Consider the following 13,212-nt stretch of genomic DNA (forward strand, 5'->3'; position numbering starts at 1 on the left):
CGCTCTGTCCGGTTTTCCCGGTCACCGTTCGACGGCGCCAAACCAGGACAGAGGGGGCAACGCTAACCCTCTACCGAGTTGCGGGACAGGCTTTAGAGGCAGGAGTGCCCTCGGGCAATCTCTTCGTAACGTGGATGCCGGCACGCTGATGCGGCAGGTGGGGCCGGGGAACGGGCGAGCACGGGAGCGAAGGTCATGTCGGACGAGATTGGCATCGACGTCTATCTGGGCTTGGACGTCAGGAAGGGCGATCACCATGCGGCTGCCGTGAACCGGGCGGGGAAGAAGGTGTTCGACAAGACGAGGATCACCCACATCAATGAGGGCCTCGACTTCCTCGGCTGGCGCATCCAGCGCCACCGCAAGCGGGGCACCGAACGGCACTACGTCTACACCTACCCGGCGAAGAAGTCCGTCAGGACCATCGTCAGGAAGGTCAAGATCGCGTGCCGGATGGACGTCAACCAGCCGCTGCCGAACCTGCTGCAACAGCTCAACCCGATGCTGCGGGGATGGTGCGCCTACTTCCGGCCCGGCGTGTCCAGCGCCACATTCCAATACCTGCACCACATCGTGTGGCACCAGGTCTGGAAGTGGATCAGACGCAAACACCGCCGGACCCACTGGAAGGAACTCAGCCGTCGCTACCACGACAGGAAGGGATGGCCGACCACCGAGGAGACCACGCTGTTCGGCCCGGAGAAGGTACGCACCACGCGTTACCGCTACCGGGGCGCTGTGATCCCCTCGCCATGGCCGACCACGGGATGAGGAACCCGAGGCAACCCAGCGGGACTTGTGGAGAGCCCGGTGCTCGGTAACGGGCACGCCGGGTTCGGGAGGCGGTCCGGAGAAACCCACCAGCAGCAATGCTGGCAGGGCGCCCCGGCCCGACCTCACCGCCGCGAGGGCAAACACCACATCGCAGCCCTCGTCACACTCGCACGACGCCGCATCGACGTCCACTTCGCCATGCTCCGAGACGGCACCTTCTACCAGCCGCCCACACCGGCTACGGCTCGACGAAGGCCATAGAGGCGCCCTTTCATCGGCCGCATGTTCACCGAGCCGATCGCACAGGGCGACCAGTCCAGCTCATCCCGGGTGCCGGGCGATGAAGCTTCGCCCACACCCTGGCCTGCGTCCTCTCGGAGAAACGCCGACGGGCCGTGGTCCGGACGGCTCGAACGACGCCGAGGGCAGCTGCTGCCACGTACACCACGACCACGATCGCAGCCAGCGCCTCCCGGTCACCGTGCCGGCGCCCCCGGCTCACCCGCTGGAACAACTCCCACAACTCACCCGGCACAAGCCGCTCAACGACTGGGCTTACGGAACGTCATTCATCGAGGCCTGCGGGCACGTGCCTGGGATGACGAAGAAGTCATGACGGCTGGTGGCGGTGATGAACTTCGCTGATGAAGGTGCCGTCGGTGTTATTGAAGGCGGCGTGTACGCGGTGCCTGGGCACTATGGGCAGCACTGGCTGGAACCGGTGCGAGGGTTGAGCCTGCGCCTTTTCTATCCCGGCGGTACTGGGCCCGGGTCTGGAACGAGCTTCCGGAAACCGTTGGGCTGGTCAAAGCCTCGGCTACCGGGGGGGCACGGCAGATCCCTCTGCGCCCTGCTACAAGAGTTTGAAGTACCGCCTTTTCCGCCGCAGTCGGCTTGGGGCTCCTCAAGGCGTCTGGACGTTCTCCTTCCGGAAGGTTCGCAGCCACCAATCAGTCAAGGACGGATATCACCGCCTAAGTCGCCAGTTGCCGCCAGCTCTGCTGCATCGGCACTGGTGAGTCGCCTGTTTCTTGGAAGGCGAGCCACCCGTTTGGTGAGGATTTTGTGAGGTTTCTACTGCGCAAAATCGTTTCTTCTCGGTGGCTGACCATTGACTCGGACAGGTTGCCGCTTCGCCAACGGGTGGGCGCGACGGGTGCGTCCCCTCAACATCGTAGGGCCGACAGTGTGGGCCGCCCGTACACCGATGTGGTGAACCTGGCCAAGATCTGCGTTTCTTCGGCCGACGAGCCCTACCGCCGCGCTAAGTTGACGGCTGGTAGATTTTCAATGATGGCTGGAAGGGGGACCCGTGCACACCCCAACGCACCGCGGTCCTGATCGGCGTCCAGGTCTCACATCGGCAGAAATTGCCAAAATGTCAGGGGCTGTTACGAGACCAACCGTTACCTCAGTGGCTGCAACCGCCAACGTTCCGGGTCACCACGTTCGCCGAGGGATCTCACAAGAGAACGGGCAGCGGATAGCTTCCGCTCTGTCCGTGGGGTTGCTTACCGAGCGTTCGGCGCGCGCCATCGCGGAAAATCCTCAGGCAGTGATCAGGGCAGCGCAAGACCTTCAGGCTCTGGTTTGGGAGATCATGCGAGCCAGATTCGAAGAAGCCGCCAATGCTGCGTCCGTCAAAGCTAAAGCTGTCGCCTAACCCGTAGATATAGAGAGGCCCGGACACCTCCGCCAAGAAGCTTCCGGGCCTCCCATCGGCAAGCTCGTTGCCTGGGCTCCACCCAAGAGCACGGATGAATGTTCGACCGTGCGCCCAGGCGTATTCAGCCAGCGAGCTCAGTTACCGCTAGAAGGGAGAGAGTACCCATGGCTGCCGCTTTCCGTAAGTCTCTCGACACCTGGGTGCGGAACCTTTACTCCGCAGCGACCCTTACGACCGCTGAAATTCCGCCCCAGACCGCCATGGAGAGGGTCAACGGGTCGGCCGGGTGGTGGTTCCGCATTACCACTTTCGAGGAGACCGGAGGCGTCTGGAGAGACTCAACCGATGGCGTCCCAGAGCAGATCCTGGCCTGGTGCCCGGAGGTCCTTGCCCGACTGGTCGCGCTCGATAGCGAAGGTCAGTGTCGGGCTCAGCACTTCACTGTGCGAGTGCTGGGTCAGTTGGGGACTATCTGCGACGCACACCTACCAGACGGCAAAGGGTGGGAGCAGTTTTCAGCGATCGATCTCTGGCACTGCCTCGCCTTGAGGGAGCACCTCTGTAATATCGTTCGTACACAAGCCCAAAGACTCTCCCGGATTCCCTTCCAGGAGGTCGCCCAGTGACCGTGCACGCCCTTGTCCAACAGCACACCGCAGAACGTCGGCCTTCCTACGTGAAGCTGTTCTCCGTGCTAGAGTTGCTAGGCTGCAGTCCTCAGTCTCGCAACAGCGTAGCTCTCGCGGCCCGTTGCCCTGGAGGATCTCACTCGCGCCCCGCGTTGCTCTCGGCAGTGTGGGAGCCGGTGGCCAGCACAAGTTCGGGTTGCATGATCCTTGTATGTCATGGCACCCCAGGTTGCACTCCCGAGAGCGTCATCGACGCCCTCGGCATGACTCCGGAAGACTTGCACGACAACCCTATGCAGGCGGCTCACTGTCCTGTCGCTCTCAAGCCTCCTCTTCGGGACACAGGCGGCCTTTGGGGTGATCTCCGGAACGATGTGCCAGCGCGTGGAGTTGCGGAGAGGGATGCACATCCCCGTTGCGACCACGTCTTTCAGCTCGACGCCGCTTATCCCTATGCCGACGAGAGTGGCGTGATCATCGCCGAGGTTTGTCGACGCCGGTGCGTCAGGGGCAGTTGCGGTGAGGCTGATGCCAGGGTCTCGTACCTGAAGGGCATGCCGTTCAACGGACTGCCCTTGTACGGCACCCCGCAGCTGGCGGACGCTGTTGGGGCGGGGTGCACTGTGTATCTGTGCGCCGACGAAGGCGAAGTTGACACCTTGCGTGCCGCCGGGTATGTAGCGGTTTGCCGTCCCTACGGGGAGGACCGGGGCACAGGCTGCCATTGGCGGAATCGTCACATCGAGCAGTTGCGGGACGCTCAGGTAGTGGTCGCAGCGCGCTGCAGTGCCCGCAGCCTGTCCAGAGCTCGGGCGGTCCTCGGAGCCCTGGGAACGGCTGCTGCCTCGGTGCGGGTAGTTTTCGGCGCCGTGGTCCGACCCCCGGGAAGCCTGGGCGATCACCTGGCTGCCGGCTATAGCATGGACGAGGCAATCGAGGTGACCGACGAGGACCTCGCCCTCGTCGGGACCACTCCGGCCTCCTCTGTCCCCCCTGCTATCGTCCGACCCCTGGCTCTTGCTAAACGTGCGCCAAGGCTGGAGGCGCGGCGGGCTGATCTGGACGAGCGAGATAATGATGGCGAGCCAGAGGCTCGCCCGCCTGGTCGCCCCGTCATCGGTTCAGCAGGCTGGCGCTACGAAGCCGACGAGGGCGGAGGCGCCGTCTGGAAAGTTCGGCGCGGCAAGGTGGCTGGCTGGGACCTTGTTCTAGACTGGGCTCCGTATGTCTCGGAGCGCCTTGTGGTTCTAGGCGATGACGGCAAGTCTGCAGGCCGCTACTACACCATCACCATCGGTGCCGATACACTCACCAAAAGCCTGGCCGATCTGCGCACAGCCGATGGGTGGAACGATTTCAGCGATGACAGTGGTGCTGCGTCCAGAGCCACGCGCGAAGTCCTCCTGAATATCATTACTGACCAGGGCAAACGCTTGCCCCGCATTTATGTGGTCACTCACACGGGCTGGCATCGCCTGCCTGACCTCGGGCTCACGTACATCTATGCCGACGGCCGCACTTACCCCGCCGACCGCTCCGCACGCATCATTGGCGCCCCGGAGGCTCTACGAAGGGCAGCTGCCCCGCTGGAGCGTATGGCCACGGACAGTGAATGCCGTCAGGCTCTCCACGACATTGCGACGCATGGTTGGGCTCCCCTGATGGCCCTGTCTGTGGGCGCGCGGTCCCTTGCCTATACCTTGCGCCCAGTGGATGCTGCCTTCGTCTTCGACGCGGCGCCCAATTCCGGGAAGACCTCAGCAGCCAACACTGCCCGTAGCCTACTGCTCACCCCACGCCCTAAAGCCTGGCCTCCCGTGGTCACTAAGGGAATGAACAGCACCGTTACGGATATTGAGTGCGCTATCGACTTCGAAGGAGATATGCCTACCCTTCTCGACGATATGCCCCTCACTCGAGTCTCATCGGCTGCGGAAGTACGGGATATAGAGAAGAAGCTTGAGCTCATCATTCGTGCAGCTGGCAACGCCACCGAAATCAAGGGCCGACGTAACCGTGATCTGACCGCTAAGCCTGGGAACCGGATCCGCTCCATCCCAACACTCGCGGCTCAGATGCTCCCGCCATCCATGCAAGAGTCTCTCTACCGCCGCTCGGTCGTGGCGTACCTATCGCGCGATGACGGCGACGTCGACTGGCGATGGTACAAGAGGGGAGGCGGTGAGAGCCTGACTGTGCCGCTACGCACAATCGGCGACCGAATCATCGCCCACCTGGCTTCCATCGAGAAGGCTGGGGCCTACCTTGAGGAACTCGAGGCGCAAGCACTCCGGCAGCTGACGCCCCACGTACAGGCTGCTGTACCAGCTTGCAGCGACCCCATGGAGGGCGTGATCGCTGCGTCGGGAGCGATGCTCTCTGGCCTGGGTCTCGTGGCAGCAGTGACTGGCCTGGACATGACTGAGCTGATCGATGTGGTCGCGCCCCCCCTAGCGCAGTCTCTGGCCAAGCAAGCGGCTCGGATAGAGGAGCAGAGCACCGCACAGGACAGTGTTGCCACCGCAGTCGCTGAGGTTCTCCGCAATGCCCTGGCGCATGGCCATGCACACATCCGCGATGAGAAGGGCGTCATCACCTCTGTGGTGCCAGGGCGGACTGAGCAGGATCAAGGCGTCACATACCGCGGTGGCAAGGGATGGGAGGGCAAAGGCCCGGCTGTGTACTGGCTCCCTCAGCGCGGCCCCGCCCTTGGTATCACTACCAGCAACCTGAACATGCTGCTCAAGGCTAGTGGAGACTCGCGGGTGAACAGCTACGTAGACCGTTCGCTCCCTGATGCTCTGTTGCAAGCTGGGGCAATCTATCGAAACACTAGTCAAAAGGATCGTGTGGCTACTCACCGAGTGCGAGTTGGAGCCGACAACCTCCGTTTCCTCCTCCTGAAGCCCGACCTCGTATGGGAATTCTAACCCGTACTCCAGAAAGACTGCCCCGATGCTTGATCGCCACCGGGGCGAAGGCGCCGGGCGCCGCCGCTGTAAAGCGTGTTCCGCAACCCGGTGAGCGGGTGGCTGGGGTGTTGCGGCCGAGCGGGTGTGGGTGGAGACGTTCACTGGGTTGCGGTGGGTGCAGCTCGAGCGGCTGCTGCGGGTGGTGCGCGAGCGGGGCGGAGAGGCCCGCGGGCTGGCCGTGGGCTCTGCCGCTGGCCGAGCGGGTGCTCCTGATCGCGGTCTACTACCGCACGAATCTCACGATGCGGCAGGTCGCCGTGTTGTTCGGTGTCTCCACCGCCGGCGTATGCCGGGTGATCCAGCGGCTGGGCCCGCTGCTCGCGCTCGAGCCCGTCCGGCGCCCTCAGGGTGCCGACGAGCGGTTGTGGATCGTGGACGGGACGCTGATCCCGGTACGGAGCCGCAGGGTTGCCGCGTCCAGCCGTAACTACCGGTTCTCCGCGAGGTCATCGTGGATGCGACACCCGCCTCGCGGTGGTCGCGGCCCGGCCGGTGCCCGGCACATGCCCGCGCCTGGCGGGGTCCCGGTCTGGCCCCGTCGTGCGAGGGCGTGACCGTGCTCGGCGACGGGCCTGCATCTGCACGGGACTGATTGTCCCGCACCGCAAACGCCCCCGTCGGCCGCTGTTGAAGGGCGAGGAGGAGGACAACGCCGAGCACCGCCGGATCCGAGCCCGCGTCGAGCAAGCCTTCGCCCGGATGAAGAACTACAAGCTTCTCCACGACTGTCGGCAACGCGGCGACAGCCTCCACCACGCGGTCCAGGCGGTGGCCCACATGCGCAACCTCGCCCTCGCCGCATGACCACCCACACCCGGCACCAGCCTGCCCGCTCACCGGGTTGCGGAACACTCTTTACAGGTGGGCGAGATTGGCTGCGCTGATCACCTCGGGTACGGGAAATGGGGTCGGAGGGGCTGTAAAGGAGCGGTGTAACTCCGGTTATGGAGGATTGCGCCTGTGACCAGCGGGAACATGGCCACGCCGTCCGGGGCGGAGGCTGCGTCGGCGGGCGTGGATGACCGGTTTGTGAATGAGTTCGTGGCTCGGGCCCGGGCTGGGGGCCTGCGGCTGACGGGTGGGGGCGGGCTGTTCCAGCAGCTGACGAAGTGGCTGTTGGAGTCCGCCCTCGAGGCTCGAGGTGACGGGCCCTCTCGGTTATGGCCGGCACGATCCCCGCGGGCAAGAACGGAGGCAACTCGAGGGACGGGAAATGCTCCAAGACGGTTGTCATGGGCGTCGGCCGGTCGGGACGGGCGTGTCCCGGGACCGGGCGGGAGCGTTCGGGCCGCAGATCGTCAAGAAGCGGCAGCGCCGGCTGGCCGGCGTCGACGAGATGGTGCTGCCGCTCTCCGCGAAGGGCCTCACCCACGGCGGGATCTCAGCCCGTCTGGCCGAGGTCTACGGGGGGGCCGGGGTCTGCAGGCAGACGATCTCCACGATCACCGATGGGGTGATGGAGGGCATGGCCGAAGGGCAGGCCCGCCCGCTCGGCCGCGTCTGCCCGGCCGTGTTCATCGACTGCGTCAACGTGAAGATCCGCGACGGCCAGGCTGCCAGCCGCCCGATCTGTATGGCGTTGGCGGTCACAGCCGATGAGCCTGCGATGCTGGCAAGCTCGTTTTACAGGATGGCGATGGGAGCCGACCAAGGGACCACGGATTGTTGCCAGGGTGACGTCAGTTCGCCGCCTGGAGCATGCGTGTCAGACTCCCCGGGCGCGATATTCGCGAGCTACGGGATCTCACACGCCGGCGCACTGAGCTGGCGCGAGCGGCTGGCTGGGAAGCCCAACGGCTCGAGAAGGAGCTGGAGGACACGGGGATGAAGCTCTCCTCCGTTCTCAGCGACGTCGTCGGTGCGACGGGCCGGGTCATTTGGAGGCTCTGGTCAGCGGGGAACGGGATCCGGCCCGGCTCGCTGACCTCGCGATGAGCCGGGCCAGGAACAAGATCCCCGAACTCGTCGAGGCCTTGGACGGGTAACAAACCATCACGCGCTCATGGTCCGGCACTATCTGGACGAGATCGACCGCTGGAAGAGCGTCATCGCGACCTTCGATGCCCGAGTCTCCGTCCTGCTGGCGGAACGCGAGAGGGACCTCGCTAGTCTGGCCACCATTCCTGGCCTCGGCCGTCTCGCCGCAGAGATCGTCATCGCCGAGATCGGGGGCGACATGGCCCAGTACGCCTCAGCCCACCGCCTTGCTTCTTGGATCGGGGTCCGCCCCGGGCAGAACGAGTCGGCCGGGGTGAACCGGTCCGGCCGCACCCATCCCGGGAACAGGAACCTCAAACACCTGCTCGGGATCGCCGCGATGGTCGCCATCAGGAAGAAGGACTCCTACCTCGGCGTCTTCTTCCGGCGGCTGGCCGCCAGACGAGGAGGCAAGCGGGCCCTGGTCGCCGTGATGCACAAATTCGTCATCGCTATCTGGCACGTCCTGCACGACCACGCGCCCTACCGAGAACTCGGCGCAGACCACTTCACCCGCCGGGACCCGAACGCGCCATGCGCCGCATGATCAAGGAAGCCAACAGCCTCGGGCTGACCGTCCGCTTCGAACCAATCACGGCTTGACCGGCTCAACCACGGGGTCATCTTCCTGTCAGTGCCCGTCATCCGTTCCCGTTGTTCCACTGTTCCCCATCTGTCCTCCAACGAGTTTGCGCTTTCCTAACAGTCCCCCGCCGCAATTACGTGGAGCATCAGCCAGCCGTAGGTCCGTCCCACCGCCCACCGCTTCGGAATCGGGGTGAAGCCCCTGGTCCCGGCGGTGCGGGCGGTGATCTCCATGTCGATGCCGAGGGTGGTCGCGTGGTCGACGAGGTGCTGGCGGTAACCGCCGTCAACCCACACCTTGCGGATGCCGGGGGGTTCGGTGGCGACCTGGTCCAGCAGCCGGGTGCCGGCCACGGAGTCCTGCACGCTCGCCACGGTGACCAGCACCGCGAGCAAGAGGCCGACCGTGTCGATGACGATGCTCCGCTTCCGCCCGACGATCTTCTTCCCGACATCCGTACCCTGGCTCGAGGCCGGGACGCTGGTGGAGGTCTTGACGCTCTGCGCGTCGATTCACACGAAGTCTCAGGGTCCTTCATCACCTGCCAACTGAGAGATGGTCACTCGTATGGGCTCGATAGAAATCGAGGGCCCTTGTCCTCGGATTACTCACTGCCCGGGCTTGAAGGACCGTAGCGATGAAGTTCTCTTCAGGTTCACGCCATTGTGCTTGCTGCCGCGATTCAGACGGGCCGACCGTGACCAGTTGTTGTTTGCGCTGGGTTTTCATTTGGCTGCGTGCCTGAAGATAGGCGGGGTTGGGCGCGCACACGCGACGCTCCTCCCCTAGCTGACCGGTGCCCGGTGCCGCTGCGGTCTGACGAACGTTGTTTGGCGCGGCCTTGCCAGCGGCGATGGCAGCCCGCGTTAGCGGTGTGTCGTGCCGCAGGCAAGGTGACTCGCCGGAGAGCTGCTGCCAGCGCGAGGCCAGGGGCGCTCGCGTATCGTCCAGCCACCAGAGCAGTCTCCATGATGCCCAGCACCAGGGCCTACGGACACGGTCAGTGAAACGGTGCGCGGTACCGTCCGGTCGTTGTTCGAGTGCATACCGGACGTCGGCTGCTGACCAGCCGGCGAGGGCGAAGGGCGCCAACAGCCTGGCGAGACATCCTGCACTCATACGAGTCAGCACCATGTGGTGCCCTAGATCGGCGATCAGTAGTCGAGTGGCGTAGCGGTTGGTGGCCGCGCTGCTGACTACTCCCCGCCGCGGGCGGGGCGGAGTCGGCAGCGGGGACGGCGTTCTCGGGTTCGTACCTGTGGCACCGGCATATTGGTTGCGATCCAGCGGGGGGTAGGGGGGGAGAGTTCCCACCTCGGTAGAACCGAGGTTTGGGGGTGCAGATCTCTCCACAGTGCGCCTGCCACGACGTTCCGCGCTTCGAGGATGGCCTGGAGATCTTTTACACGGCACGGCTTGCTGCCTGCCCTCTCTGATTGTCAGCCCCAGTGCTCCTCTCACCCTCCGGCTGCGTGCTGCCAGACGCTCTTCCCATGACCTGCCGCGCCCCCCAGGCTGACGTACTGGGAGCGCGTCCTCGACTAGTGGAGGAACCGTGAGGGCGTACAGAGGCACGGTTCCCCGTGGCCTGGTGTCACAGGGAGCCTTCCCGTGTTCCAGGGTGATCATGAGCCCTGCTTCTCTGAACGCCCTCACAGCTCGTTTGACTTGGTGTGGAGATACTGGGCGTCCAGACAGGTTTGAGGCTTTGGCGGCCAGTATCTGGCGGCTGATTCTCACGACACAGGCTTCGTAGTGGCAGACCGCAGTCACTGCCTGGATCACCGCTTTGATCGTCTGCCGCCAGTCCGATCGCAGGGAACCGAACGCCGGGTGGAACTCGAAAGCTTGCCGCCATTCGCCCGGATCTGCTGCCAGCCGTGGTCCGTCGGCGGACACTGCTCGATGAAGGCGGGCTTGAGTCCGGTGCCGGTCTCGGCGATAACGACACCGGACTTGCCGAGAGGACGGTGGCTCGATCCCACTTTCGGCTGAGCCCACGTGGGATGACGCAAAGGCGGGCTGGGCAGGTTTTGGCAGCGATGTGCCACCCCTGGGAATTGCGGCTATGATCTGTCCCTGGAGCTAGTACGGAAAATGAGGCAACGCGAATCTGGCCGCTCGGTGACTGTGGATAAGGAGCTGAGCGGTCAGGCGGTGTTCAGTTAGTGAAGAAGATGAGTAGCGCGTCTCTTTCCCGTCATGGCGTCAGGTGGCGCCGAGCCACCGTATGGGGAATGGAAGGGCTAGTGACAGCCCGGACCCTTCACATGCCGTTGGGCGGTGATTGCAAGCGGAGGAAGTCGCCGTACAAAACACCGCCCAACGGCATGTTTTGTTGTGACTTTTCTTCAGCAGTGAGGGGGGATCGCGCGGTCTAATAAGTCCCTCACTTGTCAAAAGTTGATCAGTTCCGTTTTAAGGGGACCGGTAGCAGTCCAACTGGACTCTCCCGGGCAGGGGGCAACGCATTGAGCGACAGAGGAAGGCGTCCTGCCGAATCGGGGTAGAGATTCCGGTGTGAGACCAGGTACCGGGGGGGGGGTCTGAACTGCTGACAAACGCGCGAAAAGAACCTGGAAGCGAGGCCTGCCAGCGTCAAGCCGATCATAGGCTCTATGTGAGATCGCAGAGTGATCGGACTACAATGCAGAAGCTCCGATCCCTGCTGCGCTAACGGTCTCCAGCAGCTAGGCCGCTATCGCGCTGTGCTCGGATGTGACGGCATCTTTCAGCACAGAGACCAGTTCACCGACCCACTCGCCGATCGGGAGAATGTGTAAAGAGTCCCGTGCTGCGCGGGCCTGAACTGCAGCGCGGAGCAATTCGTAGTCCTCCGTTACTACCGTGACAGTAGTAGGCATGACCAGCAGCAGGGCTCGTGGGCTGACCGCACCGCCACCGAGCAACTCACGAACCAGTGCGACTGCCATCCGGTCTCGACGTAGAGCTGTTTCCGTCCGCTCGCCCACTTGACTGCCGCGATTCGTGGATCTTGTGGCACCCAAATCCGCAGCAACCTTGGCAAGAATGACATCTACCGGTCGAAGTTCAGCCGCGTCCGGCAGGAGCCCAATGCGGGCCAGGTTCCTAAGAGTTCCGCCGCTCACTCCAGACCGCCCAGACACCCACCGCTGAGACACCGTGCCGTCAGCCCGTACCGGTGGTCGCTTAGGCATCAGGCCCTCCTACGGTTCCGCGACGGAAAGTACTCATGCAGGTCATTGCGCGTGTGCATGTCGAACGCATACCGCGCTTCCGAAAATGCATATGATCGACGAACTACTTAGCCTCGTGCATTTCTGCCGAGTATCGCACGACCCTCGCACATTTCGCTGAGACCGACTTAACCCTAGCCCTCACTGCCCGTCAAATATCAGGCTCACGACACGCGATTATCGGGGCCATCCACCGAGTGGTGCATATTCCCTTGGCAATGAGCGGTCGTGGGGACTGATGACCCGCTCTGTCTTGCTGTGGACTGTGACCTGCAGCTTTGTGGTTGTGCGGGAGCGGTCAGACATACTCGCAGCGAGTCCACGAACGGTACCGTCGGCAGCTCGCTGACGTCGCGGTCGGTGGACGGCCGACGACGATACATCTGACGGTTCGCCGGTTCCGGTGCGGGCAGTCGTCGTGTCCGCGCAGGACCTTCCTCGGCCTGGACTTCCCGCACGTGGTCCAGGCGGTGAAGATCCTGCGGCATCGCACCGACCTGAAGACCGGGAAGGTCACCCGACAGACCGTCCACGCCATCACCGACATGACAGCGCGGGAGGCATCGCCGCAGCTCATCGGCCGCCTCGCCAGGTCACAGTGGGGCATCGAGGCTGTCCACCACGTCAGAGACACCACATTCGCCGAGGACGCCTCCAAGGTCCGGACCGGACACGGACCGGAGAACATGGCCACTCTGCGGAACTTCGCGGTCAACACCCTGCGGGACACCGGCCTCCGCAGCATCGCCGCCGGACTGCGGGAGGTCTCCTACACGCCGTTCACCCGCCCACTCGACCTGCTCGGACTGCCCCTGACCAGCATCGCTACAAGATCACCTGGACTTTGAATCAGCCCTGCTGGGTCGGGGATCTCGTCGATCGCCAGGCGATACGACACCGATTTGTCATTACTGAGGTTGAACTCGTGATGTCGTGGTGGGTCAGGCGGGTGTGATGGTCAGGCCGGTCTCGGTGAGGCAGCCGTCTCGCTCAGCCTCGGAAGCGACGCAGGCCCCTGCGACCGCAGCGCCCGCGGGCCGCCCTCGTCCCACAACTTCCGCCATCGCTGCACAGAGCGGACGCTGACCCGCAGGTCCTTGGCGATCACCGAGCCCGCCTCGCCCTGGGCGAACCTCTCGGCCGCCTGCAGGCGTAACCCCTGGCGGAACTACTGCCGTTCGGCGGTCAGGCCGCCTCCTTGTGGATACCGCATGCCCCGGTGATACCGCACGGCCAGAAAGACATCAGCCCCCACGACACCACGAGTTCAACCTCAGTAACGTCAAAGGAGACATTGAGCCTTTTCCATCTTGGTGGTGGGGTGCGGGGTGTCTGGGGTGCCGGCTGGACGGAACGACGAAGCTCCTGGTAGGCGGGTTGTCGACCAAGA

Annotated in this window: 5 protein-coding genes and 6 pseudogenes; 7 read left to right on the forward strand and 4 right to left on the reverse strand. The window is 64.1% G+C overall.

Annotated features, from left to right (window positions below):
* Window positions 1-195 precede the first annotated feature (195 nt).
* Window positions 196-771, forward strand: coding sequence for a group II intron maturase-specific domain-containing protein (locus ACZ53N_RS34090; protein WP_469144678.1), 576 nt, complete (start codon window positions 196-198; stop codon window positions 769-771).
* A 257-nt stretch (window positions 772-1,028) separates the two neighbouring features.
* On the opposite strand, the pseudogene ACZ53N_RS34095 reads toward ACZ53N_RS34090, so the two are convergent.
* A pseudogene (locus tag ACZ53N_RS34095) lies at window positions 1,029-1,309 on the reverse strand (IS5/IS1182 family transposase); the annotation flags it as partial.
* Window positions 1,310-4,316: 3,007 nt separating this feature from the next.
* A complete protein-coding gene (locus tag ACZ53N_RS34100; RefSeq protein ID WP_469144679.1) occupies window positions 4,317-4,529 on the reverse strand; it encodes a hypothetical protein in 213 nt (70 codons plus the stop codon).
* 372 nt (window positions 4,530-4,901) lie between these two features.
* Here ACZ53N_RS34100 and ACZ53N_RS34105 point away from each other — a divergent pair, with 372 nt between their 5' ends.
* The 4 genes and pseudogenes from ACZ53N_RS34105 to ACZ53N_RS34120 all read left to right on the forward strand — a co-directional run bounded on the left by ACZ53N_RS34105 (window position 4,902) and on the right by ACZ53N_RS34120 (window position 8,565).
* Complete coding sequence (locus tag ACZ53N_RS34105) at window positions 4,902-5,999, forward strand: hypothetical protein (RefSeq protein ID WP_469144680.1); 1,098 nt, start codon at window positions 4,902-4,904, stop codon at window positions 5,997-5,999.
* A gap of 124 nt (window positions 6,000-6,123) precedes the next feature.
* Window positions 6,124-6,845, forward strand: a pseudogene (locus ACZ53N_RS34110) (transposase family protein).
* A 171-nt stretch (window positions 6,846-7,016) separates the two neighbouring features.
* Window positions 7,017-7,638 (forward strand): annotated as a pseudogene (locus ACZ53N_RS34115) (transposase); the annotation flags it as partial.
* Between the two features lie 405 nt (window positions 7,639-8,043).
* Entirely contained in the window at window positions 8,044-8,565 is a 522-nt protein-coding gene (locus ACZ53N_RS34120; protein WP_469144681.1) for a transposase, read from the forward strand.
* A gap of 158 nt (window positions 8,566-8,723) precedes the next feature.
* On the opposite strand, the pseudogene ACZ53N_RS34125 reads toward ACZ53N_RS34120, so the two are convergent.
* Window positions 8,724-9,116, reverse strand: a pseudogene (locus ACZ53N_RS34125) (transposase); the annotation flags it as partial.
* A gap of 2,990 nt (window positions 9,117-12,106) precedes the next feature.
* Here ACZ53N_RS34125 and ACZ53N_RS34130 point away from each other — a divergent pair.
* Together ACZ53N_RS34130 and ACZ53N_RS34135 are read left to right on the forward strand one after the other, a co-directional pair.
* Window positions 12,107-12,217 (forward strand): annotated as a pseudogene (locus ACZ53N_RS34130) (hypothetical protein); the annotation flags it as partial.
* Between the two features lie 63 nt (window positions 12,218-12,280).
* Window positions 12,281-12,670, forward strand: coding sequence for a hypothetical protein (locus tag ACZ53N_RS34135; RefSeq protein WP_469144682.1), 390 nt, complete (start codon window positions 12,281-12,283; stop codon window positions 12,668-12,670).
* Between the two features lie 137 nt (window positions 12,671-12,807).
* On the opposite strand, the pseudogene ACZ53N_RS34140 reads toward ACZ53N_RS34135, so the two are convergent.
* A pseudogene (locus ACZ53N_RS34140) lies at window positions 12,808-13,035 on the reverse strand (helix-turn-helix domain-containing protein); the annotation flags it as partial.
* Between the last annotated feature and the right edge of the window lie 177 nt (window positions 13,036-13,212).

This window comes from Streptomyces sp. NPDC033229, assembly GCF_055576875.1.

Excerpts from the sequence above, each read along its gene's own strand:
- ACZ53N_RS34090 (WP_469144678.1), top strand. The coding sequence starts at position 196 with ATGTCGGACGAGATTGGCATCGACGTCTATCTGGGCTTGGACGTCAGG.
- ACZ53N_RS34105 (WP_469144680.1), top strand. The coding sequence starts at position 4,902 with ATGAACAGCACCGTTACGGATATTGAGTGCGCTATCGACTTCGAAGGA.
- ACZ53N_RS34120 (WP_469144681.1), top strand. The coding sequence starts at position 8,044 with ATGGTCCGGCACTATCTGGACGAGATCGACCGCTGGAAGAGCGTCATC.